Below are 26,557 nucleotides of genomic sequence, written 5' to 3'. Positions count from 1 at the left end.
GCGGGGGTCAGAACTCGCAGGGCAGGTGCTTCACGCCGTTGATGAAGCTGGAGAACAGCCTCTTCGGACGCCCCGCCTCGATCCGCGGCACCCGCTGGAGCAGCTCGCGGAACATCACGGTGATCTCCCGCCTGGCCAGGTGGGCGCCCAGGCAGAAGTGCGGCCCCGGCCCGCCGAACCCCACGTGCGGGTTCGGGTCGCGGGTGATGTCGAAGCGGTAGGGGTCGGCGAAGACCGCGCGGTCGCGGTTGGCCGACCAGTAGTACAGCACGGCCTTCTCCCCCTTCCTGTAGTGGGCGCCGTTCAGCTCGAAGTCCCTGGTGACCTTGCGGCGCATGTAGTTGACCGGCGAGGCCAGCCGGACGATCTCCTCGACCGCCTTGGGCGCGTGGCCGTCCACGTCGGTCAGCCACCTGGCCTTCTCGCCGGGGTTGCGCGTCAGCAGGAGCAGGCCCTGCGAGATGGCGTTGCGGGTGGTCTCGTTGCCCGCGATCACCAGCAGGATGAAGAACGAGCCGAGCTCCTGCAGGGTCAGCCGCTCGCCGTCGATGTTGGCGTTGACCAGGGAGGACGTCAGGTCGCCCGTGGGGTTCTCCGCGCGGTGGGCGGCGAGGTCCTGGACGAGCTGCTGGAGCTCCAGCCCGGCGTTGAGCATGGCGGCCACCACGCTGTCCATGTCGCCCTCGGGGACGTACTCGGAGTCCGAGGCGCCGATGATGATGTTCGAGCGGTCGAAGATGAAGCGGTAGTCCTTCTCCGGGATGCCCATCATGTCGCAAATGATCTTGAGCGGCAGCCGGGCCGCCACCTCGGTGACGAAGTCGCAGCCCGGCCCGGTCTCCAGCAGGTCGTCGACGATCCGGACGGCCGCGGTCTGCACGTCCTCCTCGAACTTCTGGATCATCTTCGGCGTGAAGGCCCGGGACACGATGCGCCTCAGGCGCGCGTGCCGGGGGTCGTCCATGTTGATCATCGAGCCGAAGTACTCGGCGAACTCCGCGGGCATGTCGGCGATGTTGGTCGCGCCGCCGTCCCCCGAGCAGAAGACGTCGGGGTTGCGGCTGATCTCGATGATGTCCGCGTGCCTGACTATCGCGTGGTAGCCGTCGCCCCTCGGCGCGAAGGACAGCTCCGGCTCCTCGAAGAAGACGGGGGTCTCACGTTCGCGGAGCAACTCGAAGGCGTGCTCACGCTCGGCCATGGGCCGCGCCCAGAATTCCCAGTCGGACAGGTTGATCTGGTCGTACGAGGTGATCGGCTTGCGCTCCGGAGGCGTCCCCACAGTCATGATTCCATGATTGATAAAAGCGGTTACTGGCGTCAAACCTGGCATAACGGCTAGCTCGTGCGGTAGCCCATGTGCTTGATGCCGTTGATGAAGTTCGACAGCATGTAGTCGGGCTCACCGGTCGAGCGGATCTCCGGCAGGCGGGTGAACAGCTCGCGGAACATGACCGTGATCTCGCGTCTCGCCAGGTGAGCCCCGAGGCAGTAGTGCGGTCCCGGCCCGCCGAACCCGACGTGCGGGTTCGGGCTGCGGGTGATGTCGAAGACGTCGGGGTCGGCGAACACCGCCTCGTCCCGGTTGGCGGAGTTGTAGAACAGCAGGACCTTGTCGCCCTTCTTGTACTCCTGCCCGTTCATCTCGTGGTCCTGTGTGAGCGTGCGGCGGAACTGGATCACCGGGGTGGAGTACCTGATGATCTCCTCGACCGCGCCGGGGATGTGGGTCTCGAAGTCGCCCAGCAGCAGCTCGCGCTGCCCGGGGTTGTCGGTGAAGAGCTTCAGGCCGTGCGAGATGGCGTTGCGGGTGGTCTCGCTGCCCGCGACGACCAGCAGGATGAAGAACGACCCGAGCTCCTGGGAGGTCAGGTGCTCCTCGCCGTTGACCAGCATGCTGGTGAGGTCGCCGGTGGGGTTCCCGCGCCGCTCGCGGCCGAGCCGCCGGGCCAGGCTGCTGAGCTCGTGCCCCGCGCGGAGCAGCCTCACCAGGCCCTTGGCGACGCTCCACCGCGTGATGTCGGGCCGGATGCCGGTGTACTCGGCGTCGGCGTTGCCCAGGATGACGTTCGTGCTGCGCAGCACCATGTCGTGGTGGGCCGGAGGGATGCCCATCATGTCGCAGATGACCTGCACCGGCAGCCGGGCGGCGATCTGGGGGACGAAGTCGCCCGGCCCCTCGGCGACGGCCCTGTCGACGATCTCGCGCGCCGCCCTGGCGACGTCCTCCTCCATCTTCTTGAGGATCTTCGGAGTGAACGCGCGCGAGACGATGCGCCTGAGCCTGGCGTGCCGGGGGTCGTCCATGTTGATCATCGAGCCGAAGTAGACCGCCAGCCACCTCGGCATGTCGGGGATGCTGTTGGATGTGGGCTCGCTGCTGAAGACGCCGGCGTTGCGGCTGGCCTCGCTCACGTCCGCGTGCCGCACCAGCGCGTAGAACCCGGCCCCCGCGCCGATGAACGGGGTGTGGTTCTCCTTGGTGAAGACCGGCCGGTCGAGCTGCCTGAGCCTGCGGAAGGCCTCGTTCCGCCGCCCCTGGGGCAACCCCCAGAAGGGGATGTCAGAAAGATCGATGTCAGTCACGCCTGCCGTCATCCCTGACGCACCTCCGGGCTCCATGGTTCGAGAAGGCGAGCGCTTACGTCAAGAGGCCTTGATGAGGTCCGCCGCCCTCTCCGCGATCATGATCGTAGGGGCGTGGGTGTGCCCGCGGTTGAGCATCGGCATGACCGAGGTGTCCACCACGCGCAGCCCAGGCACCCCGATGACCCGCAGCGACGGGTCGACCACCGCGTCGTCGTCGACGCCCATCTTGCAGGTGCCCGCCGGGTGGTAGAGCGTCTCGCTGTGCTCGCGCACGAACCTGGCCAGCTCCTCGTCGGTCTCCTCGCCGCCGTACGGCCGCATGGGCTTGCCCGCGTACGGCCGGAGCGCCGTGGTCGCGAACACCTCCCTGGCCCTCTTCAGCCCGGCCACCATCCGCCGCACGTCGCCCTCCGCGGTCAGGTAGCAGGGGTCGATCACCACCTCACCGTCGTTCAGCGTGATCCGGCCGCGGCTCTCCGGCTGGAGCAGGATGACGCCGATGGTGACGCCGTGCCCGGGAGGCGGGGTGATCCCGTGGTCGGAGAACGGCACCGGCGCGAAGAGCAACTCGATGTCGGGGGCGGGCTCCTCCTGGGTGGTCCTGAGGAAGGCGACGGCCTCGCCGACGTTGGACGTCAGCATCCCGCTGCGGCTCAGCAGGTAGCGCGCGAGGTTGCCGACCGACTCCGCCGAGGCGAGCGTGACGGGCTCGGGGCACTCCAGCATGACCGCAGAGGCCAGGTGATCCATGAGGTTGCGCCCGACGCCGGGCAGCTCGTGCCTGGGCTCGACGCCCGCGGCCCTCAGGTCGTCCGGGTCACCGATCCCCGAGAGCATGAGCAGGTGCGGCGACCCGATGGCCCCGGCCGAGAGGATCACCTCCCTGGCCGCCGTCACGTGCCTGCCCTCGTCGTACTCCACTCCGGTGGCCCGGCCGTCCTCGTCGAGCAGCACCCGGCTCACCTGTGCGGCGGTGAGCACGGTCAGGTTGGGGCGGCCCATCGCCGGGCGCAGGTACGCGTCGGCCGCGCTCCACCGCCGCCCCCGGTCCTGGGTGACCGGCGTCTGGGAGAACCCCTCGTTGGAGTCGCCGTTCAGCTCCGCGAGCGGGGTGAGCCCGACCTCCTCGCAGGCACGCAGGAACGCCAGGGTCGTCACGTTCGGGCTGCGCAGCTCGGAGACGTAGACGGGGCCGTCCGTCCCGTACACCCCGCCCCGGTTGGACCCGACCCGCCGCTCCGAGCGCCTGAAGTACGGCAGGACCTCGTCGTAGGACCAGCCGGGCAGGTTCCAGCCGTCGTAGTCGGCGCGGACGCCGCGTATCCACATCTGGGCGTTGATGGACGAGGAGCCGCCGAGGGTCCTGCCGCGCGGCCAGTACAGCTCGCGCCCGAACATCTCCGCCTGCTTGGCGGTGCTGAAGTTCCAGTCGTACCGCGTCTTGAAGAGCTTGGAGAAGCCCGCGGGCACGCGGATCTCCAGCTTGCGGTCCGCGCCACCGGCCTCCAGCAGGGCCACCCGCACCGAGGGGTCCGCGGAGAGCCGGTTGGCGAGCACGCAGCCCGCCGAACCCGCTCCCACGATGACGTAGTCGTATTGCATTGATGCCTCCGGGGGATGCTGAGCAACCTTTCACGTACTTACGCCCGTTGCGACCCCACGTCCACGCTCGTTACCGATTAGTAGCTATCGGCTGCCAAGATGTCGCAGACACCGGCGGCGCCGTTCGCCCCGACGCAAGCGGCCGGCCCCAGCGAGGAGGAACGCCCATGCTCAACCTGTCGGTCGTCCTGGAGGACAGCGCCCGCGAGCACCCCGACCGCACCGCCGTGGTACTCGGGGACATGCGGATGTCGTACTCCCTGGTGAACACTTTGGCGAACCAGGTGGCGAACCTCCTGGCTTCGCGGGGCATCGGCAAGGGCGACAAGGTGGCGCTGGCGTGCCCCAACCTGCCGTACTTCCCGTTCGTCTACTTCGGCATCCTGAAGTTGGGCGCCACGGTGGTCCCGCTGAACGTGCTGCTGCGGTCGCGGGAGATCGCCTACCACCTGCGCGACTCCGAGGCCAAGGCGCTGTTCTGCTTCGAGGGCACCCCCGAACTGCCGCTCGGCGAGCGTGGCCACGCCGGGTTCCGTGAGGCCCTTCCGGCCGGTGACCCGCACGCGGACGACTTCTTCCTGCTGCCCGCCACGCCCCTCGCGACCGACTCGGGCATCGAGGGCGTACGGACGCTGTGGAGCGCGCTCGACGGCCTGCCCGGCGAGTTCGAGACCGCGGCGACGGCCCCCGACGACACGGCGGTGATCCTCTACACCAGCGGCACCACGGGGCAGCCCAAGGGCGCCGAGCTCAGCCACCAGAACATGCTGATGAACGCCATCGTCTCCGACGAGATGTTCGACCTCGCGGGCGACGACGTCTTCCTCGCGACGCTGCCGCTGTTCCACTCGTTCGGCCAGACCGTCATCATGAACGCCGGCTTCCGCCGCAGGGCGACCCTGGTGCTGGTGCCGCGCTTCGAGCCGGCCGCCGCGCTGGCGCTGATGCGGGCGGAGGGGGTCACGCTGTTCGCGGGCGTCCCGACGATGTACTGGGCGATGCTCACCTCGGTCCACGCCGACGGCGCGGAGGTTCCGGCGACCTTGCAGACCGCCGTCGCGGGCGGCGCGTCGCTGCCCGTCGAGGTGCTGAAGGACTTCGAGAAGACCTTCGGCCGGCCGGTGCTCGAGGGGTACGGCCTGTCGGAGACCTCGCCGGTGGCCAGCTTCAACCAGCCGGGCAGGCCGACCAAGGCCGGGTCGATCGGCACCCCGGTCTGGGGCGTGGAGATGAAGCTCGTCGGCGCGGGCTGGGAGACCATCGAGGGCGAGGGCCCCGGCGAGATCGCGATCCGCGGCCACAACGTGATGAAGGGCTACTACAACCGGCCCGAGGCCACCGCCGAGGTCATGAAGGACGGGTGGTTCCGCACCGGCGACATCGCCACCAGGGACGCCGACGGCTACTACTCGATCGTCGACCGCGCCAAGGACATGATCATCCGTGGCGGGTTCAACGTCTACCCGCGCGAGCTTGAGGAGGTGCTGATGACGCACGAGGCGGTCTCGCTGGCCGCCGTCGTCGGCGTCCCGCACCCCTCGCACGGCGAGGAGATCAAGGCGTACGTGATCCTCAAGGCGGGCGCGGCGGTCACCGAGGACGAGCTGGCCGGCTGGTGCAAGGAGAACATGGCGGCCTACAAGTACCCCCGCCTGGTGGAGTTCCGTGAATCGTTCCCGATGACGGCGAGCGGCAAGATCCTCAAGCGCGAGCTGCGCTGACGCCGGGCTTCCCGGTTCACGCCGACGGCTTACTCGCCATCGAACTCCCCCAAATTGGGGCAAACCTACGAGGAGGCCGGGGCGAGGGATCTCGGGGCGAGCAACTGGAGGCGATGCCATGGACGTGCGCGAGCTGATGCGACGGGTCCCGGACTTCGACAGGTTCCCCAGCGTGGACGAGATGCACGCCGAGCTGGACGAGTTCGCCAGGCTCCACCCCGGCCTCGTGAGCCTGCGCCGGATCGGCACCTCCCGCCTGGGGGAGCCGCTCCGGGCGCTCACCGTGGGCACCGGCGACCGCGACGCCGTGATCATCGGCGGGCCGCACCCCAACGAGCCGATCGGCGCGCTCACGGTCAGCCGGCTCATCCGGCTGCTGTGCGAGGACGCCGGGCTGCGGGACGGGCTGGGGTACCGCTGGCACCTGATCCCCTGCGTGGATCCCGACGGGGCGCGGCTGAACGAGGGCTGGTACGCCCGCCCGGGCGACCGCCGCCACTACGCCCGCCACTTCTACCGCCCGGCCTGGAACGACCAGGTCGAGTGGACGTTCCCGCTCAGCGGAGACGGCTACACCTTCGACCGCGCCCTGCCGGAGACCGAGGCGCTGATGCGGCTCATGGACGAGGCGCGGCCCGCCTTCGTGTACTCCCTGCACAACGGGGAGTACAGCGGCGCCTACTACTACCTCAACCGCCACGACCCCGTCCTCGCGGCCCGGCTCACCGAGCTGCCGGCCTTGGCGGGCATCCCGCTGCACCACGGCGAGCCCGAGCTGCCCGGCGCCACTACGCTCGCCCCGGCCGTGTACCTAACCCCGGGCGGCACGCGGCAGGCGAAGGTCTTCGGCGCCGGCGGCGGCAGCGCGGACTACGCGGCGAGGTTCGGCTCCCTCCACCTGATCACCGAGCTGCCCTACTGGGCCGACGAGCGGATCTCCGACGCGACCCCGACCACCACCTCGTACGGCGATGTGGTCAAGACGGGGCTGGCCGCCCAGCGCGAGCTGATCGACCTACTGCTGTCGGCCATGGAGGGGGTACGGCGCGATCTGACCGTCCACTCGCCGTTCCGCCGCTCGGCCGAGGACATGTTCGTCACGTACCGGAAGTTCGCCGACGAGTGGGAGGACCACCCCGGAGCGGACCGTCCCGCGACCGTGGCGGAGCAGTTCGGCAACCGGCAGACGCTCCACATGCGCCGGCTGCGCTTCGCGGGCACCTTCTGCCGCATGCTGGACGCCGAGTGCGCCGCGGGGAACCTCACTCCCGCCATCCGCGCGCAGCGGGCCCGGCTGGGCGAGCTGTTCGAGGGGTGGTGCGACGAGGCGGCGGCCGAGTCCCCCGGCCGGCCGCTCGCCATCCGCACGCTGGTCGCCGTCCAGCTCGCCGCCGCCCTGGTCGCCGCCGAGCACGCGCGCGGCTGAGCGCCCGTGCACGCCACGCACGGCGCGGGCGTGCACGCTCGTACGGCTGAGCGGGTGTCACGCTCGTACGGCTGAGCGGGCGTGCGAGATGGCACCGGAACGAGGCCGGCGCCCCGCCTTGGTGGAGGCGGGGCGCCGGATCGTTCGTACGGCGTGCGGGGTGCCGGTCAGCGGCCGCGCCGGCCGGTCGAGCCCTCGGTCACGGCCAGTCGAGCGAGGGGCGTAGCGCGACGCCCGACTCGCCTCCCTCGCCGAGCTTGACGCCGAGCACCTGGTGGAGCTGGACCTTGTTGCGCTCGAAGCCGACGACGCAGCCGGCCATGTAGAGCCGCCAGACCCGCGCCGTGCCCTGGCCGACCTCGGCGACCGCCTCGTCCCAATGGGCGTCGAGGTTGGCGCACCACTTCTCCAGGGTCCTGGCGTAGTGCTCCCGGAGGTTCTCCTCGTGCCGGATCTCGTACCCGATGTCCTCCATCTGGCGGACGAGGTGGCCCACGGACTCCAGCTCGCCGTCGGGGAACACGTAGCGGTTGATGAAGCCGCCCTTGTTGATCGTGCGCTCCGTGCCGGTGGGCCGGGTGATGCAGTGGTTGAGCAGGCGCCCGCCCGGCTTGAGCTTGTCGTACAGGAACTTGAAGTAGCCGGGGAGCTGGTCCTTGCCGATGTGCTCGGTGAGGCCGATCGAGCTGACCGCGTCGAAGTCGCCCTCGGCGACGTCGCGGTAGTCGAGGTGGCGGACCTCCGCCAGCTCGGACAGCCCGGCCTCGGCGATGGCCTTCTGGGCCCACTCTGCCTGCTGGCGCGACAGCGTGACTCCGAGGACCTTCACGCCGTAGTGCTCGGCCGCGTGCATGACCATGCCGCCCCACCCGCAGCCGACGTCGAGCAGGCGCATGCCCGGCTTGAGGTCGAGCTTCTTGGCGACGAGGTCGAACTTGGCGTACTGCGCCTCCTCCAGTGACGAGCCGTCCTCCGGGAACACGGCACAGGTGTAGGCCATCGAAGGCCCGAGCACCCACTCGTAGAACCGGTTGGAGACGTCATAGTGATGGTGGATCGCCTCGGCGTCACGCTGCTTGGCGTGACGGCTGCCGAGCCGTGCCAGGGCGCTCTGTCGCACCTCCTGCGGCGGCAGGGGCACCCGCATCAACAGCGGCTTCATCCCGAGCGACCGCGCGACGGAGATCTTCTCCTTCATCGGCATGTCGTTCAGGGTGATCTGCGCCATCTCGGAGAGCAGGGTGTACATGTCACCGTGCACGTCGATATGGCCTGCGATGTAGGCGCGCGCGAGCCCCATCTCCCCCGGAGACTGTGCCAGGTATGCCACCGCTATCGGGGACTTCACCTCGATGCGGACGGCGGCGTCCGACGGTCCGGCCTTGCTCCCGTCGTACGCGGCGAACTCGACGTTCGCGTCCGACCCAACGATCTTCTCGAAGATCTGGGCGAGTCTCATCGAACCAACCTCCTCAACGCCCCCGTACGCACTTGTCATAGAGGTCGAGCAGCCGCCCTCCGGGGTCGTACGCCCGTTTGACCGGCCAGTAAGCGTCACCGTTGTAGAGACGCCAGAACTCCTCACGGGGGTAAAAAGATGTCGAATACAGGGACTTGTGGCCGCCGAGCTCGTGCACGGAGTTCTCGATGAGGCGGTTGTGGTAACCGTCGAACTGTCCGCGCGGCAGGGCGACCATGCCCCAGAATCCGAAGTTCACGTAGAGCTTTCCCGGCTCAAGCGGGTAGACCGGCCACTCCCCCGTGGCCTTCAGCGGGCACATCCAGACGGGCGTCATGCCGACCTTGTCGTGGAAGAACTCCAGGAAGTCGGCACCCCTCTCGACGGGCACCTCGACGTCCTGGATGACCGACTCGTGCACCGGGTTGTCGCGCCAGCGGTCGATGCGGGCCGTCACGCCGTACTTCTGGTCGAGCCCGACCAGCCTGCGGTAGACGTCGGACCGCAGCCAGCGCCTCGGCATCAGCGAGCGGACCAGCGGCTGCTGCACCCCGAAGGCGCGCGAGCACCAGAACCAGTCGGTGTCCCAGCGCCAGAGGTAGTCGCGGACGGTCAGCCAGTCGCGGGTGCGGGTGCGGATCGACTGGTAGTAGATGCGCATGCCGGTGTAGTCGGAGGCGTACGGCGCGCGCTCGGCGAACTGCCCCACGGTGATGTACATCTCGCCGGGCTCGAAGAACGTGCCGTCGATGAAATCGACCTTCTCCCCGTCGTACTCCCCGCTCTCGCAGATCTCCTGCATCGCCAGCATGCACTTGTGGGCATCGGAGAAGGGGATGTGCGTCAGCCGCACGAAGGGCTGGACCGGCAGCAGCTTGATGCGCAGCCGCAGGGCGTAGCCGAGCGTGCCGTAGGAGTTCGGGAAGGCTTTGAACAGATCGCTGTGCTCGTTGTCCGCCCTGGCGACCACGATGCGGCCGTCGCCGGTCAGGATCTCCATCTCCTCGACCGACTCGTGCGGCAGCCCGTGCTTGAAGCTCGTCGACTCGATGCCGAGCCCGGTCACGGCCCCGCCCAGAGTGATCGTCTTCAGCTGCGGCACGACATACGGCATGAGACCGGACGGCAGCGTGGCGTCCACGAGGCGCTCGTAGGTCGTCATACCCTGGACCTCGGCGGTCCTGGTCTCCGGGTCGACCTGGATGACCTTGTCGAGATCGCGCGCGGAAAGCTTGGCCGCCTTGCCTGGCTCGCGGAAGCGGAACAGGTTCGTGGTCGGCTTCGACAGCCGCGGGGAGGCCCCCTCCGGGAGGGCGGTGTAGGACTCCCTGATCTGCTCGACGGCCCTGCGATGGGCTGTCATCTGGGCGGTTGTCCTCACCGTGCGATCTGGCATGCCACCACCCCCTAGAACTAAGTGTGTGGAGATCGTCGCTAGAACGCTATCTCCTGAGATGACCATCGACCAGAGTAGACACGTTAAACCCGCGCAAACTCAGGACCCCCCTCCGAAGCGCGGCCACACAGGGGTTAGCGTCGTGTCGCGGATGACCGGGAGCCACCTCGACCGCACGATACCAAGCGTTTGCTTCACCCGCACGGCGCCGTCTGTCGTCGGCATCGCACCTGAGGAGTCAGCAATGAGCCAGAACGGCGACCCGCACCCGAAAGAGCACGTCAGGCCGCGCGAAGGCGGCGCGAGCCCAGGTCCGCTGGCCGGGGTGCGCGTGCTGGAGCTGGCAGGCCTCGCGCCGGGGCCCTTCGCCGGCATGATGCTCGCCGACCACGGCGCCGAGGTCCTGCGGGTCGACCGGGTCGCCACCGTGGCCAGATCGGGCGACCGTCCCCGCACGGACGTCATGGACCGCGGCAAGCGCACCATCGGCCTCGACCTGAAGTCGCCCGAGGGCGTCGCGGCGTTCAAGGAGCTGGCCGCGGGCGCCGACGTGGTCATCGAGGTGTTCCGCCCCGGGGTCGCCGAGCGGCTCGGCATCGGGCCCGAAGACCTGCTGGCCGTCAACGAGCGGCTCGTCTACGGCCGGATGACCGGCTGGGGCCAGGACGGCCCGCTCGCGACGACCGCCGGGCACGACATCGACTACATCGCGATCGCCGGCACCCTGTCGATGCTCGGGCGCGAAGGCGGCAAGCCCACTCCCCCGATCAACATCCTCGGGGACTTCGCGGGCGGCGGGTTGATGCTGGCCTACGGAGTGCTGCTCGCCCTGTTCGAGCGCGAGCGCACCGGCCGGGGCCAGGTGATCGACGCCGCGATGGTCGACGGCGCGGCCATCCTGTTCGCGATGTTCTACCACAGCGCCCAGGCGGGCCTGTGGGGCCCGCGCGGCACCAACCTGCTCGACACGGGCGCGCCGATGTACGACACGTACGAGACCGCCGACGGGCGGCATGTGGCGGTCGGCTCGCTGGAGCCCGCGTTCTGGGACGAGCTGGTGAGCAGGACGGGCCTCGGCGACCTGCCGAGCCGGGACGACCGCGCCAACTGGCCGGAGATCCGCGAGCGGCTCGCGGCGGCGTTCAAGTCCAGGACGCGCGCCGAGTGGGAGGAGATCTTCGACGGCTCGGACGCGTGCGTCTCGCCCGTTCTCGACATGGGCGAGGCGGCCCGGCACCCGCACAACACCGCGAGGGGCACGTTCGTCGAGGTCGGCGGCGTCACCCAGCCCGTGCCCGCGCCGCGGCTGCTCGGCAGCGGCCGGGGCGACCTCGCCCAGGCGACCCGACTGCACGACCTGTCGGCGTGGGGCCTGCCGGACGAGCGCGCCAAGGCACTACGCGAGGCCGGAGTCCTTGCCTGACGCTGTTCGCCCCCCGGCGACCCGCTGCGGTCCTGGAATCGACCCCGGTGGCCCCGGGGCCGCGGCGGTACGCCTATGCCTGGGCGCGCTCCCTGCCGTGACCGGCCGGGATGGAGTTGTGGCCGGGGAGGACGGCGAGGTAGAGATCGACTCCCGCCCGGTGGTGGACCTCCAGGTCGGTGGTGAAGGCCCGCGCGGGGAGCCCGCCTCCCTCGGTGTGCCGCCACACCTGCTGCCACGCCTCGATCAACGCCTGCGGCATCGGGCCGTGCGCCTCGACCTTGAGCGACTGCACCGCCGGAACGCGCACCGCCACCATGCCCTCGGGCAGCCCCGCCGCCGTGCGGATCGCCACTCCGACGATCTGCGTGTAGGCCCCCTGCTGACCGCTCTCGTAGTCGATCAGGACGGCGTAGAGGTTCTCGTCGACGCGCCCGGGGACGTGGGCGAAGGCGCCCGGCGCTCCGGCCCGCGCCCAGAGGCCCGGCAGCTGCGCCCGCGACGGATCGGCCTCGTCCGCGTTGTTGGTGCGCACGGCGTAGCCGACGACGAGCACCTCGGGCCGTGCAACGATGATCATAGCGCCTCCAACTCCAGGGCCACCCGTCCGCTTGACTCGATCGCGCCGTCAATGTATCCGGACCGGACGATCGCCGTCTCGATCATCGCGCACAGAGGTATCGGAAGGGGTGGCCGATGAGCCCAACCAAGGACATATCACCCAGCTGAGCTGGGGAATCCCATTGTTCCCCATGAATCGCATAGGCTGAACCAACGTGCGATTCCTCAACGATCAGGCGCCGATCTTCGACCTGACCTACAGCGACGTGTTCATGGTCCCGACGCGGTCGGCCGTCGGGTCACGACTCACCGTGGACCTCTCGACCGGCGACGGCACGGGCACCACCATCCCCATCGTGGTCGCGAACATGACCGCGGTGGCCGGCCGCCGCATGGCCGAGACGATCTCCAGGCGCGGCGGCATCACCGTCATCCCGCAGGACATTCCCTTCGACGTCGTCGCCGAGGTGGTCGACTGGGTCAAGAAGCGCGACCTCGTCCACGACACCCCGATCACGCTCACCCCGCACGAGACCGTCGGAGAGGCGCTGAACCTCCTGCCCAAGCGGGCGCACGGGGCCGTCATCGTGGTCGACTGGGAGAACCGCCCGATCGGCGTCGTCACCGATGCCGACTGCCACGGGGTCGACATGTTCACCCAGCTCTCCCAGGTGATGTCGGTCTCGCCCATGACCATCCCCGCGGGCACCGATCCTCGCGCGGCGTTCGACATGCTGCACGCCGGGCGGCACCGCCTCGCCCCCGTCGTGGACGGCGACGGGCGGCTGGTCGGGGTCCTCACCCGCACCGGCGCGCTGCGCGCCACGCTGTACGACCCCGCCGTGGACGCCGGGGGCCGGCTGCGGATCGCCGCCGCCGTCGGCATCAACGGCGACGTCACCGCCAAGGCCAAGGAGCTCCTGGACGCCGGAGTCGACTGCCTGGTCGTCGACACCGCGCACGGCCACCAGGAGAAGATGCTCTCCGTGCTGTCGGCCGTGCGCGCCCTTTCGCCGGGCGTCCCCGTGGCCGCCGGGAACGTCGTGACCGCCGCCGGGGTGCGCGACCTGGTCGAGGCGGGCGCCGACATCGTCAAGGTCGGGGTCGGGCCGGGCGCCATGTGCACCACCAGGATGATGACCGGCGTCGGACGGCCGCAGTTCTCCGCCGTCCTCGAATGCGCGGCCGAAGCCCGGGGCCTCGGCAGGCACGTGTGGGCCGACGGCGGCGTGCGCCACCCCCGCGACGTGGCCCTGGCCCTGGCGGCGGGCGCGTCCAACGTCATGATCGGGTCCTGGTTCGCCGGCACGTACGAGTCGCCGGGCGACGCGCACACCGACGCCAACGGGCGCCGGTACAAGGAGAACTTCGGCATGGCCTCCGCGAGGGCCGTACGGCTGCGCACCGCCGAGGACACACCCTTCGAGCGGGCTCGCAAGGCGCTGTTCGAGGAGGGCATCTCGACCTCGCGCATGTACCTCGACCCGGCCAGGCCGAGCGTCGAGGACCAGATCGACGCCATCGTCGCGGGTCTCCGCTCGTCGCTCACCTACTCCGGCGCCACCACCCTGGAGGAGTTCCACGAGCGCGCGGTCGTCGGCATCCAGAGCTCCTCCGGCTACTCCGAAGGCATGCCCCTCCACCAAAGCTGGTGACCCTCCCCACCCCCGGCACACCTGACCTACCGACAACCCCCGACGCCGGCGGCAGCCCAGCTCAGGGCCACCACACCAGACCTGGTGACTGCCGCCGCGCCCCCGACCAGGTGTCGCCTCCCATGCCAGTCCGACTCCATCGGAACGGACTGCGCCAACGTCAGCGACGAGCCCCATCGTCGCGGCCCTTGATCGGAACCCACCACCGAAGTAACGACCGTGCGAACCGCCGACGGCCCAGTTCAGTGACTGGGCCGTCCTCAAGGTCGCGCTCCGGGCCGGTGGCGCGTCGTATGTCACTGTGAGTTCACGGGAAGCCGTCTGCTCAAGGCATGCCGTTGCACTAGAACTGCTGACAAGTCACCTCAAGGGGTGTCACTACCCCAGAATTGGCGACAACCCGGCTTCTTGCGGCATGTCGCCGCAGCGGAGCTGGTGATAACCCGCCTCCTTCGGGTAGTGCGGAGCCGCAAATGAACCCCCTGACCGCGAAGGCGGAATCCCCCCATGATCGGTTCGTCCCCCGGACTGGCCTCACCTCTCGCCGCTGATCGGCGAATCCTGGTCAGCTATGACAATTACCCGGCCGCTCAGCGTGCCGTCGACTCTCTTTCCGACTCCGGATACCCGGTACAGAACGTCGCCATCGTCGGGAGCGACCTGCGCCTTGAGGAGACGGTCACCGGACGGCTGACCAACGCCCGCGCAGCCCTCTCCGGGGCCGTCAGCGGCGCGGTGTTCGGGCTCGTCGTGGGCCTGTTCCTCGGGCTGTTCACCACGACCACCGCCTCGTTCTTCGCGCTCGTCGTCTGGGCGGTGCTGTGGGGCGCGGTGATGGGCGCGGCGTTCGGGTTCGCCGGCCACGCGTTCAAGGGCGGCACCCGCGACTTCACCTCGCGCAGCGTGATCGTGGCCGGCCGGTACGACGTCCTGGTGCCCTCCGCCGCGCTGGAGGAGGCCCTGGCCGTGCTCGAAGGCGGCACCCGTCCCGCCGACACGGTCGTGGTCGAACGCCCCCGGTCAAGCACCCCTCCCCCCACCCTCCGTGGCCAAGCCTCCCCCTCCAGCCCCGCCTCCTCTCCTTCCAGCCCCGCCTCCTCGGCTTCCCCCTCCACGCCCGCTCCCCCCGCTACTTCCGCTTCCCCTTCTTCCCCTTCTTCCCCTTCCAGCCCCGCCTCGTCGGCCTCCCCTTCCAGTTCCTCCGCCTCCCCTTCCACGCCCGGCTCCCCCTCCAGCTCTGCCTTCTCCGCTTCCCCCTCGCCGTCCACCTCGGCCTCCAGCTCTGCCTCCCTCGGGTCCGCTTCGCCGTCCACCTCGGCCTCCGGCTCCGGCGACGCCCAGGGCACGTCCGGAGACATCCACGCCGCCGACCGCTCCGCGACCGGGTCCACCAGTGAGACGCCTTCGCCGGACGAGCACACCGTGACCATGCCGACCTCGGCCGAGCACGCCGCCAGGACGCCGTCCTCCGCCGAAGAGGCCGTCACCATGCCCTCCTCGGCCGGCGAGCACGCCGTCACCATGCCTTCGCCCGCCGGCTCCGCCCGTCCGGCGTCCACGCGGGCCGAGGCGATGGAGGAGGCCACCATCGCCATCCCGCTGTCGACCGTACGAGCCGCCACGGCACCCTCCGCACCCGGCTTCCTCACCCCCGAGCCCTCCGCACCTTCGTCCGTGGAGTCCTCCGCCTCCGGTCCCTCGGCGGCGGAAAGCGAGTCGCCGCTCTCCATCCCGGACGGGGCGACGGCCCGCCTCAAGCCCGTGGAGTCCAACCCGGTGAGCCCGGCGGTCGAGAGCGAGCCCGCACCTTCCACTCCCGACGGTGCGACCGCCAGCACCACTTCCACGCCCGACGGCGCGACCGCCAACACCACTTCCACGCCCGACGGCGCGAGTGCCGGCGCCACCCCCGCGGACCCGAGTCCGGACCCGGACCCCGCCCCCGCGAGCCCGCGAACCAGGGCGAAGCCCAAGGCGGCCACGCCCAAGGCGGCCACGTCCAGGGCGGCCAAGCCTTCGACCACCGCGCGCAAGACCACGCGTTCGACCAAGCCGAAGGTCGTGCCTTCAGAGTCGCCGGAGAGCGCGCCCTCTGATGCCCCGCTGACCGGACCGGCGGCCTCCGGAGCCGATTCGACCGCGACCGGGGCCGGTGCGGCGGTAGCCCCCGAAGCCAACGCCGCAGGAGCGTCCGAAGCAGCCGTTCCGGCCGGAGAGACTCCCAAGACCGCGCCGGCCAAGCCCGCCCGTGCGAGGCGCACGACGACGACCCGGTCCACCAAGGCCAAGCCCGCCACACCGGAGGCACCCACCGCCGGAACCGTCACCCCGGAACCGCCCACGGCCGAACCCGCCACGCCTGAGACGTCCACGGGCGGAAGCGCCACCCAGGGAGCATCCACGGTCGAGCCCGCCGGTTCGGCTCCGGCGGCCGGCGGCGACGACCTGTCTCCCAAATCCTGACCCCACGAACAGTGACCCCGCGGCTGACCCTGTAGCGCGCGTCTGACCCGGTGCCGCGCCGCCACTGGCCTCTGGACGCCCCGGCGGCCTGGCCGGCCGCCCGGCCGGCAGCGGACCCGCTCTCGGAGACGAACGGCCCATGACGACTGGCTCACGATGCCGTCCTGTGGGCCCGGGCAAGGGGCGTGCCGTGGGGCCGGTCGTACGGCCCGGCCTGGAACAATCGTGATGGCTCACAGGGACGGCTCGCGGGGATGGGACGGTGTGGGAATCCACCGGGACGCGATGGTCCCAGGGGCGGAAGGGCCCTTCCGGCACTCGCTTCCTTGAGTGATCGCAGAATGGGCCCTCGCCGCCCGTGCGCCGCCGGGACCCCGTAGAGTCGTTCGGTCGGCCGGAAGGCGGTCGACGCCTAGTCCAGGCGCGCTCCATGCCACATCGGGGGCGCGCATTCTAATCAAGGAGAACACGTGGCACTCGAGAAGCCCGAGATCGACTTTCCGGAGGGCGACGCGCCGGCGGATCTCGAGATCGTTGACATCACCGTGGGAGACGGTGAGGAGGCCAAGGCGGGGCACATGGTGAACGTGCACTACGTCGGCGTCGCGTTCTCCACCGGTGAGGAGTTCGACGCGTCCTGGAACCGCGGAGACTCCTTCCAGTTCCCGCTCGGCGCCGGTCGCGTCATCGCCGGCTGGGACCAGGGTGTCGCGGGGATGCGCGTCGGCGGGCGTCGCCGGCTCACGATCCCGCCCCACCTCGGCTATGGCAACCGCGGGGCGGGCAACGCCATCAAGCCGGGTGAGACGCTGATCTTCGTGGTCGACCTCCTCGGCGTGAGCTGACCGCTCGCCCGCCAACCGGGGTCCCACCAGCCCTGACTCACGCCGTGGAAGCCTTCGGTCCCACCGGCTCGCACCGCACCGCGAGCCCTCCGGCCCGGCGGCTCCCACGGCGTCCCTCTGCGGGGGTTCGGCAAGATTCGTGGCTTATCTCGGCTATATCGCGACCTGCGGGAGCGTCCCCTCGGCTGAACTGGCACGATGAGACCTGTGTTGCTCATCGACCTCGCGCGCACCTCGGCTGCCGTCGCGGCGGACTCCGCCCGGCTCGCCAAGATCCGGCATCTGGCCGAGTTGCTGAGCAGGGTCCAGCCGGAGGAAGCCGAGATCGCCGTCGCGTATCTCTCCGGTGAGCTTCCACAACGGCAGATCGGCGTCGGCTGGCGCGGCCTCCAAGATCTTCCCGAGCCCCGCCAGATCGCCAGCGCCAGCCTCAGCGAGGTCGACGATCTCCTCAGCCGCATAAAGTCCCAGGCCGGGACGGGTTCCCAGGCAGCCAGGAAGCAACTGGTGGACCAGCTGTTCCGGTCGGCGACCCGCCAGGAGCAGTCGTTCCTTCTCCGCCTGCTAGGCGGCGAGCTTCGCCAGGGCGCGTTGAACGGGGTCATGATCGAGGCGGTCGCCAAGGCGGCGGGCACTCCCGCCGCCGAGGTGCGGCGTGCGCTTACGCTGCGCGGCTGGCTGCCCGCGGTGGGCGCCGCGGCTCTGACCGGCGGCGTCGAAGCCCTGCGCTCGTTCCACCTGGAGGTCGGCCGGCCCGTCTCCCCCATGCTCGCCCAGAGTGCCCCGAACGTGACGGCGGCCCTCGCGAAGCTGGGCGGCGGCCCCGCGGCCCTCGAGTGGAAGCTCGACGGCGTCCGCGTGCAGGCGCACCGCTCCGGCTCCGAGGTCAGGGTGTTCACGCGGACCCTGGACGACATCACGGCCCAGGTCCCGGAACTCGTCGAGGCCGTGCTCGCCCTACCCGGCGACGACCTGGTGCTCGACGGCGAAGTGATCGCCCTGCGGCCCGACGGCAGGCCCGAGCCCTTCCAGGTGACCGCGAGCCGGGTGGCCAGCAAGACCGATATCGCCCGGCTGCGCGAGACGACACCGTTGAGCGTGTTCTTCTTCGACGCGCTGCGCGCCGGCGGTGAGGACCTGCTCGACCTTCCCGACGTCGAGCGGCACGCGGCGCTGGCGCGCGCCGTGCCGAGCGAGCTGCTGACACCACGCCTGGTCACCGCCGACCCCGAGGAGGGCATGTCCTTCTTCGCCGACGTCCTCAGGCAGGGGCACGAGGGCGTGGTGGTGAAGTCCCCCGCCACTCCGTACGCCGCCGGACGGCGAGGAGCGGGCTGGATCAAGGTGAAGCCCCGTCACACCCTCGATCTCGTCGTACTGGCCGCCGAGTGGGGGCACGGACGGCGCCAGGGCAAGCTGTCGAACCTGCACCTCGGAGCGAGGGACCCGCGGTCGGGCGACTTCGTGATGCTGGGCAAGACGTTCAAGGGCCTCACCGACGAGCTTCTGGCCTGGCAGACCGAGCGGTTCCTCGCGCTGGCCGAGGGCCCGAGCGACGAGTGGGTGGTCACGGTACGGCCCGAGATGGTGGTCGAGGTGGCCTTCGACGGGGTTCAGCGGTCCCCGCGCTACCCGGGCGGCGTGGCACTGAGGTTCGCCCGTGTACTGCGCTACCGCCCCGACAAGCGCCCCGAAGAGGCCGACACCGTGGACTCCGTCCGCGAACTCCTCTTCTGACCGACCCACCGTCGATCACCACCGCACCACCCTGCCTCACCCACGAACCGACCGGCCATCCTGACCCGGCCGTCGGCACTCGCCTCCGACGTTCCCAGCACCCGCGAACCTGTCGGCCGCTCCCTCAGGCCTATCAGTGCTCGCCCTTCCGCCATTTCGCCATTTCGCACCGGTGGAGCGGCCGGCCACTCCCACCCGCCCAGGACCGGGCGAACGGCCTCACGGCCACCGGGCTTGACCACGTGTGCCGCGTCCAGATGGAAGTCGCCGGAGTCCTCCGCTCGCCAAACCGAGGGACCGCTGCCGGGCAGCTGATCACGCAGGATGTGACTTGCGTCACTTTGCGTGGCCTTTGACTGCCTTTACTTGCTGTTTGTCCGTTATGGTGCTGGACATTGCGCAATGGGCTATTTAGCACCTAATGCGTAGATGGGACGACCAGCGGGCAGCCGGCTTGGTGACTCCCCCAAGCTCGTCCGCTCGCGCCGTCCCGTGTCCTTGCCCCCTATCTAGGACCGTGGTTCCCTTGGGCCTGCACGCCTCCCCCACCCGCTGGTACGAGAAGACAGCTCCCCTGCTCAAGGCCGGTGCCAGGCGGCACCTGCTCTCCGCCGTCGCCGTCACCGCCGTGGTCGCCGCCGCTTCCGCGAGCGCCTGGATCATCGTGGACGACGGCGATGGCACCCCGGTGACCGCCGCCGCCGGTCTCGGCACGGCCCGTCGTACGATCACCACCGCACCTGTCGCGAACACCCCGAGCGACACCACAAGGGTCATCGCGACCGACAGCACGACCGGCACCGCGAGTGACGCGGTCAGCCCCTGGGACCCCTTCGCTCCGGCGAACTCCTCGGGCTCCTCGGGTCCTGCTTCCCCCGCGACCCCACCGGCCCCGCAGACCCCACCGGCCCCGCAGAGCGCGCCAGGACCGCTGTCCAGCCAGCCGGCCGACTCCCCCCACGCGAAATCCTCGGAAGAGCCTGCCGAGCCCCCGAAGGCGGCCAAACCGGCGAAGGCCGCGAAGAAGGCCACGGCCAAGACCAAGGTGATCTCGTCGGGCCGTTGCGGAGCCTCGTACTACGACGAGGGCCAGATGACGGCCAGCGGTGAGCGCTTCAACCCGAACGCGATGACAGCGGCCCACAAGACCCTGGCCATGGGCAGCAAGGTGCGCGTGACCAACCCCCGGAACGGCAGGACCGTGACCGTCCGCATCAACGACCGTGGCCCCTTCATCAGTGGGCGCTGCCTGGACCTGTCACGAGCCGCCTTCGACGCCATCGGCAGCCTCTCCACCGGCGCCATGACCGTGAAGTACGACGTACTGGCTCGCTAGAAGCCGCCTCCCCGGCGCACCAACGCACCCAACTCACGACGTCGCGGACCAGCACTCACGACGTCGCGGACCAGCACTCACGACGTCGCGGACCAGCGGGGACCGGCGCACGTTGGAGTGGACCAGCGCGGCCCGAGGCGGACCGGCGCACATCGGAATGGACCTGCGCGGCCCGAGGCGCACCGGCGCATCGGAATGGAGCTGCGCGGCCCGAAGGGGACCTGCGCGGACCGCGGTGGGTTACTTGATCGGGCGGAGGGTCAGCGGGTAGCGGAAGTGGGTGTCGCTGATCGCGGACACCGCGCCGGCGATGCCGAGCACGAACGCGGCGATCCACATGAACGGGATGAGGACGACGCCGATGACGGTGAAGGGCAAGGCTATGGTGGCCCCCAGCAGGGTCAGGTGGAAGTTCAGCGACTCCACCGCATGCTGACGGATGTACGAGGAGGTTCTTCCGCCGGTCAGCAGCATGATCAGAGGGCCGACGAAGAACAGGCCGAAGAGCGGTAGCAGGTGCGCGGCGGCGGCGCCGAGCCGGTCGCCTCCCGTCAGCGGCGCCAGGTGGTGCGGCCCCATCTGGGGAAGCGGCTGCGGCGCGCGCGGCATGGGCCGCACCGGGTACAGATCGTGCATGATCGGTGCGAGATCGGCGTGGGTGCGCGCCGTCATCGCCAGGTGCACCCGCTCGTCGAACTCGTCCTTGTCCAGGCGGCCTTCCGTGTAGGCGACGGTCACGTGCTCGACCACCTGATCGCGATCTTGGTTGGTCACCCGAAGCTGGGGGTGAGGCGCTGGCCCCCACCCTCCAGTGGATGGTGTCGCCGAAGGTCTCACTGCCCCTGCCATCAGTGGCCGTACCTTTCCCTCGTAACCGGTCGTCCACCTCATTCTTGGAGTTACGGCGAGTCTGGTCTATCCGGAACAACCCCGACACGACCCCGATCTCGCCCCGAGGCGCCCATTTGTCGGCCGGTCCAGGTATACAAGGGATATGGGATGGCGGGATCGCTATGGAATTCGCCGGCTACGTGGCCGGAGTATCGTCAGGTTCGACCGTGAAGCCAACGACGGCGACATCGAGGCGTTGATCGCCTTCGCGAAGTCCCGCCGGGGAGTGGAGTTCTACGTCGAGCCGGAGACCTTCGCCACCGACACGACCGCCGTCGCCGTCGCCCATGACGGCGAATGGACCCGCAGGAGGGTCGGCTCCCCCGCCGTCATCCTCAAGGTGGCGAGGAACCTCGCCCTCCCTGTCTATGACGTGCAGCTCACCGGCTACCCGGGCAGGATGCGCGCCTACAACGAGCGCCGCAAGAACAGCCCTGCGCAGGAGTAGGCCACTCCTTACCGCGCCCCGGCCATTCCCCGACACCGATTCAAGGGTTTCACCGCGCGCGACCCGGCATTCACCTTCACCGCATTCGGGCCTTCCCCGCGACCGAGCCTTTCCGGGAACGAGCCTCCCTACAACGGAGCTCCCCTCGGACCGAGCCTTCGGGCGGGAGACGGAGCTCCACACGGACCGAACCTTCCCCGGGACGGCGCTCCACACGGACCGAGCCTTCGGCGGGACGGAGTTTCCTTGGGGCCGCACCTTCGCCGCGGCCGAGCCGGGGATGGGCTCGGCTAGCGGCTCAGGACGGTGTGGTCGTCGAGGAGACCGAGCATCGGATGGAGCCATTCCATCCGGGGCGGGCCCATGCTCGCGTCCAGCTCCTCCGGGCTCGGCATGCGGTGGCGAAGGATCTCGGGGCTGACGAGCTGCTGGAGACCCTGTGCCAGAAGGTTCGCCATGGAGTACGAGGGGTCGGCCGCGAGCGCCCGCTCGACGGCGATGCCCGCGAGCGCGCAGTCGCCGCGACGCCAGGCCGCAGCGCTCAGCAGCGACGCCACGGGCGGCACGAACGGCGGCTCCAGCCTGCGGGTGAGGTCGGCCCACAAGGCGACGTGGGTGTCCTGTGTGTCGTCGGCCATCAGGGTCCACGCCTCGTCGCGGATGCGGATCACCGCGAGGTCGACCCCGAGCCGGGCGGCCTCGTGGTCGGGCAACGGCCCCCGCGTGCCGAAGCCCTCGACCGATCGGCGCACCCGGGCCAGCCCCTCGGCGACGAACTCCCCGGGAACCTCCTCGGGCTTCGGCGTGCCGATGAGCCGCGAGCGCACGTCGGCGGCCACGAGCCGGGTCGCCTCGCGCATCCTCACCCGCGCCGCTCCCCTGGCCGGGGCCACCGACCGCTCCAGGCTCTCGCGGTCGGGCAGGGCCACCAGGCCTCCGAGCGTGGCCTGCGCCGCGACCTGGCCGGCCACCGGGTCGTACGGGCGGCCCTCGGGCGGGCAGCACCGGATCTGCTTGCAGACATACGACCAGTAACGCGCACCCTCGGCGCGGAGAGCCTCTATGACCTCGATGCCGGCGTCGCCGAGCAGCCGCACGGCCTCGTCGACCGCCGGAGTCACGAGCGCACCCTCGCCGAACCCGGCCAGGATCGTGTGGGTGACCTCCTCGCGCCTGAGCAGTGGCACCAGCCTTTCGATCGCTCCGGCGGGAAAGGGCAGATCCCACCGCGTGGTGACGCGCAGCCTGCCACGCGCGCCTCTGCCCGCGAAGGCGATGACGACGAGGCTGTCAGCGGGATGGAAGCCCAGGAGATAGGGCACGGCGCCGAGGATGTCGCCGGGGGAGGTGAGGAGAATCGGTGAGGACGTCATGAGCGCCAAGCCTCACGAATTCGCACCCGGCCGATCGCGCCGAACGCGCTCCTGTGGAGACCGCGTCCAAGGATGTCCGATCAAATCGGAGCGCGCCGGCCGAGCCGTCCACCGCTTGAAAAGGAAGAACACGCCCGAGGACGCCCGTCAGCGCGGCACGAGGATATCCACAGGGCAGCCCCGCGCGTGGCACGGTTCCCCTCGTCGATGAGGCGCCGCAGGCAGGCGTCAGTGGTCGGACGGGGCGGGGGCCGGGTGGCGGGGGGCGAGCCGCACGCGGACCATGATGGTGGCCCCGGCGACCGCGGCGGGCATGGCGAAGACGGCCCCGAAGGGGATCAGGAAGATGAGGAAGACCAGCACGCCGAACCCCAGGGCCGGTGACTTGTCCCCGCGGAGCAGGGCGAAGCGCTGCTTGCGCGAGAGGCCCCGGCGCTCCATGGCCAGCGTGGTCAGCTCCACGGTGAGGAAGAACCCCGAGACGGCGGCGCCCAGCACCGGCACCACGGTCTGCCCGACCACCGGCACGAACCCCAGGATGAACAGCGGGATGGTGAACATCAGCACGTACGCGAGGGTGATCAGGCTGTCGCGCACGGAGCGGACGATCGACCGCCAGATCGGGACGTCAGGGCCCGTGTGCGCCCCGCCCATGCTCTCCTCGACGCGCTCGGAGAGCTTCTCGTAGAAGGGGTCGCCGATCACCAGAGTGGCTGCCGTGAAGGTGATGACGGCCAGCACGAGCCCGAGCCCGAAGACGACGACACCCAGCAGGATGCGCACGGTGTCGCGGACGCCCGCGCTCCAGCCGTCCGCGAACGGGGTGGCCCAGGCCGCGAGGTCGCCGGCGTAGGTGCCGAGCAGCACCAGCGCGACGATGTAGAGGGCCAGCGCGATGAGCGCGGGGATGAGCCCGAAGAGCCACTGACGCGGATGCCTGGCGACCCAGCCGAGCCCCTGGAAGAAGTATTTGATCCCGTCGGCGAAGCCACCGATCCCGCGGCGGATGGGCTGGCCCATGCTGTTCATGCCCGGCAGGCTAACGCCTTCCGTGAGGATCGTCGCAAGATCAGTGGAAAGATGCTTGTTTCCAGAGGGATGTCACGGGAACGCCCAGGTCGGCGAACAGGCGGCGGACCAGGGGCAACGAGATGCCGAGCACGTTGCCGTGGTCGCCCTCGATGCCGTCGACGAACCAGCCGCCGAGGCCGTCGAGCGTGAAGGCGCCCGCCACGCGCAGCGGCTCGCCGCTGGCGACGTAGGCGGCGATCTCCTCGTCGCTCGGCTCGCCGAAGCGCACCACCGTCGCCGCGACCTCCGCGGCCTCGGCGCCCGTGCCGGCGTCGATCACGCAGTGCCCGGTGAGGAGCCTGCCCGTACGGCCGCGCATCGACCGCCAGCGCTCCACGGCCTCCTCGGGAGAGCGGGGCTTGCCGTACGCCTGGCCGTCGAGCTCCAGGACCGAGTCGCAGCCGATGACGAGGCCCTCGGTGAGGACCTCCGCCACGACCGACGCCTTGGCGCGGGCCAGGACGAGACAGAGCTCCGTGGGCGACTCGGCGGTCACGGCGTCCTCGTCGACACCGCTGACGACGACGGTGGGGTCGAGGCCCGCGCTGCGCAGGAGCGCGAGCCGGGCGGGCGAGGAGGAGGCGAGGACGATCTCGGTCATGTCATCCGAGCCTAGAGTAACCCGGCGACCGGTACGCCCCAGGGAGGGCTTCACGAATCTCGTCGAAGCGGCCTGAGTACGGCCCGAAGCCTATGACCCGGGCACCACAGGAGGTCTACGGCCGACGCGCACCGTACAGCGCCCGGAGGTCTACGACCGGGGTTCTCCGTACCAGCGCCAGGTGGTCAGACGCGCGTGCCCGGAGAGCTCGGAGCGTCCCGTGGCCCACAGCAGGGTGGGCCAGGGGTCGGTCGTCAGCGGGGCGTCGGGGAACAGCCGGGCCAGCACCCGCGAGCACATGCCGGCCGGCGGGGTCCAGGCGAGCCCGAGCCCCTCGGCCAGGTCGTGGGTGTGCACGAGGGTCTCCACGATGCCCATCGCGGCGAAGCCCTCGGGGTCGGACGCTCCGTGGACGTGGTGGGCGCGGACCGCAGGCGGGGTCGTGCGCACCATGGCGACCAGGAGCGCGCCACTGGCCTCCAGCACCCGCAGCAGCCCGGCGGGCCCAGCCGCGCGGTCGGCGTGGATGGCGTTCGCGGGGCCTCCGGGCCTGCGGGCCTCCCACGCGAAGGGCACGAGGCCGTCCAGGGGCGGTGTCCTCGGGCCCAGCTGGGCGGCGTACGAGAAGAGGTCGTCGCTGAGGTGCTCGACGGTCTCCCAGCAGTCCCACTCCAGGGAGCCGGCCTTGCCGTCCCAGGCCGCGGGCGGTGCCTGCCGCAGGAGCCCGACGGCGAGCTGGACGGCCTGGTCGAGGTCGTCGGCGGTTACCGGAGACCGGGAGGCTGATGGAGACATGGCAGGAACCATATCGCCGCCAATGGAACCCCGGTCCCGCCGATCCCGGCACGTGCGCGCCCTCACCGGCCACCCGGGAAGACCGCCCTGAAGCCGGCCACCGGGGAAGACCGCCTTAGAGGGCGCGCACGCTGGACATCAGGGTGTTGATGTCGGCCCAGCGCTTCTTCTGGGCGTCGGGGATCGTGATGAACACCAGCGCCGGCTTGGCGGAGGGCACTTCGACCAGCGCGACCGCCGCGTTGGACACGTGCTTCCTCCCACCGGCCTCGTAGTTCACGCGGTACCCGAGCAGCCAGCCCTTCTGCTCGCCCGCCTTGATCGGCTGTGAGGCCGTCCAGGTGATCTCGGATCCCGCCGGGTGGTAGTTCAGGGTCCAGCGCGCCGCGAGGAAGGCGGTGTCCTTGAGGTCCTCCTGGATCGCGATCGGCACCGGGCAGGACGCCAGCAGGGCCCGGTGCCCGGCCCCCTTGGCCGCGGGAAGCGTGCGCCGGGTGGCGAACGGCGAGGACTTGGTGAGCTTCCACTCCTTGACGAAGCGCGCGAACGTGATGCCGGACCGCTTGTCCTTCACCCGCCCCTTCGTGGCGGCGCCGTGCCCGCGGAAGTCGGCGAGCTTCCGGTCGGCGGGCAGCGCGGGGACGCGCGGATCCGCCTGGGCCGTGACCAGCGCGCTGTTGCCGGGCGTCGGCGTGAGCACAGGTGTGGGCACCGGCGACGCCGAGCCCTGCGCGGAGACCTCGGACGGCTCCGACGCCGACCCCGAAACCGACGGGACGGACAGCGCCGACCCGGAAGCGGACGGCTCCTCGGAGACCGACGGCGCCGCGCCGGACGCGGAGGCGGGCAGCGTGGCCCGGGGCTCCGCCGCGGCCGTCGGCTCGCCCTTGCCCCAGCCGGTCACGAAGAAGACGACGGCCGCCGCCACGACGGCGAGGGCGGCGAGGCCGCCGACGACTCCCCGGTAGATGACGCGCATCGGCAGGTCGCCCAGCCTTGCGAGCAAGGAGCGCTTGACGGGCGGTGGCGGTGGCGGAGGAGGCTCCTCGATCGTGATCTTCGGCAGCGGTGCGGTCTCCGCATCCGCTGTTACGTACGTTGGGACGGCCTTGGTCCCGTAGTTCCCACCCACCCCATTTGGCACGATCGGAGCGTACGGCAAAAC

The 26,557-nt window shown here is 70.4% G+C and carries 21 protein-coding genes; 9 read left to right on the top strand and 12 right to left on the bottom strand.

Going from position 1 to position 26,557, the window contains the following annotated elements; all coding sequences use genetic code 11:
* Nucleotides 1–7: 7 nt before the first annotated feature.
* Genes ACOZ38_RS10195 through ACOZ38_RS10185 form a run of 3 tightly spaced genes read right to left on the bottom strand, consistent with a single transcriptional unit; the run spans nucleotide 8 to nucleotide 4,191 of the window.
* Entirely contained in the window at nucleotides 8–1,288 is a 1,281-nt protein-coding gene (locus ACOZ38_RS10195; RefSeq protein ID WP_424529905.1) for a cytochrome P450, read from the bottom strand.
* Between the two features lie 50 nt (nucleotides 1,289–1,338).
* Complete coding sequence (locus ACOZ38_RS10190) at nucleotides 1,339–2,598, bottom strand: cytochrome P450 (RefSeq protein WP_424529904.1); 1,260 nt, start codon at nucleotides 2,596–2,598, stop codon at nucleotides 1,339–1,341.
* Nucleotides 2,599–2,646: 48 nt separating this feature from the next.
* Nucleotides 2,647–4,191: a GMC family oxidoreductase gene (locus ACOZ38_RS10185; protein ID WP_424529902.1), complete on the bottom strand. Its 1,545-nt coding sequence runs from the start codon at nucleotides 4,189–4,191 to the stop codon at nucleotides 2,647–2,649.
* Nucleotides 4,192–4,358: 167 nt separating this feature from the next.
* On the opposite strand from ACOZ38_RS10185, the gene ACOZ38_RS10180 reads away from it, so the two are divergent.
* Both ACOZ38_RS10180 and ACOZ38_RS10175 read left to right on the top strand, forming a co-directional pair.
* Nucleotides 4,359–5,912 (top strand): long-chain-fatty-acid--CoA ligase, encoded by a 1,554-nt coding sequence (locus ACOZ38_RS10180; protein ID WP_424529901.1) that lies wholly within the window; start codon nucleotides 4,359–4,361, stop codon nucleotides 5,910–5,912.
* A gap of 118 nt (nucleotides 5,913–6,030) precedes the next feature.
* Entirely contained in the window at nucleotides 6,031–7,338 is a 1,308-nt protein-coding gene (locus tag ACOZ38_RS10175) for a M14 family zinc carboxypeptidase (RefSeq protein ID WP_424529899.1), read from the top strand.
* A 199-nt stretch (nucleotides 7,339–7,537) separates the two neighbouring features.
* Here the strand turns inward: ACOZ38_RS10175 and ACOZ38_RS10170 are convergent, their stop codons facing one another.
* Both ACOZ38_RS10170 and ACOZ38_RS10165 read right to left on the bottom strand, forming a co-directional pair.
* Nucleotides 7,538–8,797, bottom strand: coding sequence for a class I SAM-dependent methyltransferase (locus ACOZ38_RS10170; RefSeq protein ID WP_424529897.1), 1,260 nt, complete (start codon nucleotides 8,795–8,797; stop codon nucleotides 7,538–7,540).
* Nucleotides 8,798–8,810: 13 nt separating this feature from the next.
* A complete protein-coding gene (locus ACOZ38_RS10165; RefSeq protein WP_424529896.1) occupies nucleotides 8,811–10,160 on the bottom strand; it encodes an FAD-binding oxidoreductase in 1,350 nt (449 codons plus the stop codon).
* A gap of 277 nt (nucleotides 10,161–10,437) precedes the next feature.
* Between ACOZ38_RS10165 and ACOZ38_RS10160 the strand changes: the two genes are divergently transcribed.
* Nucleotides 10,438–11,616, top strand: coding sequence for a CaiB/BaiF CoA transferase family protein (locus ACOZ38_RS10160; protein ID WP_424529894.1), 1,179 nt, complete (start codon nucleotides 10,438–10,440; stop codon nucleotides 11,614–11,616).
* 73 nt (nucleotides 11,617–11,689) lie between these two features.
* Here the strand turns inward: ACOZ38_RS10160 and ACOZ38_RS10155 are convergent, their stop codons facing one another.
* Entirely contained in the window at nucleotides 11,690–12,196 is a 507-nt protein-coding gene (locus ACOZ38_RS10155) for a GyrI-like domain-containing protein (RefSeq protein ID WP_405145692.1), read from the bottom strand.
* A 196-nt stretch (nucleotides 12,197–12,392) separates the two neighbouring features.
* Here ACOZ38_RS10155 and ACOZ38_RS10150 point away from each other — a divergent pair, with 196 nt between their 5' ends.
* The 5 genes from ACOZ38_RS10150 to ACOZ38_RS10130 all read left to right on the top strand — a co-directional run bounded on the left by ACOZ38_RS10150 (nucleotide 12,393) and on the right by ACOZ38_RS10130 (nucleotide 20,213).
* On the top strand, nucleotides 12,393–13,832 hold the full coding sequence (locus ACOZ38_RS10150) for a GuaB1 family IMP dehydrogenase-related protein (RefSeq protein WP_424529892.1): 1,440 nt from the start codon (nucleotides 12,393–12,395) through the stop codon (nucleotides 13,830–13,832).
* A gap of 507 nt (nucleotides 13,833–14,339) precedes the next feature.
* A complete protein-coding gene (locus ACOZ38_RS10145) occupies nucleotides 14,340–16,295 on the top strand; it encodes a general stress protein (protein ID WP_424529891.1) in 1,956 nt (651 codons plus the stop codon).
* A 470-nt stretch (nucleotides 16,296–16,765) separates the two neighbouring features.
* On the top strand, nucleotides 16,766–17,140 hold the full coding sequence (locus ACOZ38_RS10140; RefSeq protein WP_358556935.1) for an FKBP-type peptidyl-prolyl cis-trans isomerase: 375 nt from the start codon (nucleotides 16,766–16,768) through the stop codon (nucleotides 17,138–17,140).
* A 198-nt stretch (nucleotides 17,141–17,338) separates the two neighbouring features.
* Nucleotides 17,339–18,877 (top strand): ATP-dependent DNA ligase, encoded by a 1,539-nt coding sequence (locus tag ACOZ38_RS10135; RefSeq protein WP_424529888.1) that lies wholly within the window; start codon nucleotides 17,339–17,341, stop codon nucleotides 18,875–18,877.
* A gap of 526 nt (nucleotides 18,878–19,403) precedes the next feature.
* Complete coding sequence (locus ACOZ38_RS10130; RefSeq protein ID WP_424529887.1) at nucleotides 19,404–20,213, top strand: septal ring lytic transglycosylase RlpA family protein; 810 nt, start codon at nucleotides 19,404–19,406, stop codon at nucleotides 20,211–20,213.
* A 240-nt stretch (nucleotides 20,214–20,453) separates the two neighbouring features.
* On the opposite strand, the gene ACOZ38_RS10125 is transcribed toward ACOZ38_RS10130, so the two are convergent.
* Entirely contained in the window at nucleotides 20,454–20,987 is a 534-nt protein-coding gene (locus ACOZ38_RS10125) for a DUF1707 and DUF4870 domain-containing protein (RefSeq protein ID WP_405145684.1), read from the bottom strand.
* Nucleotides 20,988–21,207: 220 nt separating this feature from the next.
* On the opposite strand from ACOZ38_RS10125, the gene ACOZ38_RS10120 reads away from it, so the two are divergent.
* Nucleotides 21,208–21,552 carry a hypothetical protein gene (locus tag ACOZ38_RS10120; RefSeq protein WP_424529886.1) on the top strand — a complete coding sequence of 115 codons (345 nt, stop codon included), beginning with the start codon at nucleotides 21,208–21,210 and terminating at the stop codon, nucleotides 21,550–21,552.
* A gap of 290 nt (nucleotides 21,553–21,842) precedes the next feature.
* Here the strand turns inward: ACOZ38_RS10120 and ACOZ38_RS10115 are convergent, their stop codons facing one another.
* From ACOZ38_RS10115 to ACOZ38_RS10095, 5 genes are all read right to left on the bottom strand, one after another.
* Complete coding sequence (locus ACOZ38_RS10115) at nucleotides 21,843–22,925, bottom strand: DUF4192 domain-containing protein (protein ID WP_424529884.1); 1,083 nt, start codon at nucleotides 22,923–22,925, stop codon at nucleotides 21,843–21,845.
* Nucleotides 22,926–23,153: 228 nt separating this feature from the next.
* Complete coding sequence (locus ACOZ38_RS10110) at nucleotides 23,154–23,954, bottom strand: EI24 domain-containing protein (protein WP_424529883.1); 801 nt, start codon at nucleotides 23,952–23,954, stop codon at nucleotides 23,154–23,156.
* Between the two features lie 40 nt (nucleotides 23,955–23,994).
* Nucleotides 23,995–24,597, bottom strand: a complete 603-nt coding sequence (locus ACOZ38_RS10105) for a Maf family protein (protein ID WP_424529882.1) — start codon at nucleotides 24,595–24,597, stop codon at nucleotides 23,995–23,997.
* Between the two features lie 150 nt (nucleotides 24,598–24,747).
* Entirely contained in the window at nucleotides 24,748–25,392 is a 645-nt protein-coding gene (locus tag ACOZ38_RS10100) for a hypothetical protein (protein WP_424529880.1), read from the bottom strand.
* 115 nt (nucleotides 25,393–25,507) lie between these two features.
* Nucleotides 25,508–26,536: a hypothetical protein gene (locus ACOZ38_RS10095; RefSeq protein WP_424529878.1), complete on the bottom strand. Its 1,029-nt coding sequence runs from the start codon at nucleotides 26,534–26,536 to the stop codon at nucleotides 25,508–25,510.
* Nucleotides 26,537–26,557 lie beyond the last annotated feature (21 nt).

It is taken from the genome of Sphaerisporangium viridialbum, from assembly GCF_049674955.1.
Classification (GTDB): Bacteria; Actinomycetota; Actinomycetes; order Streptosporangiales; family Streptosporangiaceae; genus Sphaerisporangium; species Sphaerisporangium viridialbum.
Note: the sequence above shows the minus strand (reverse complement) of the source record. Positions and strands in the feature narration are given on the sequence as shown.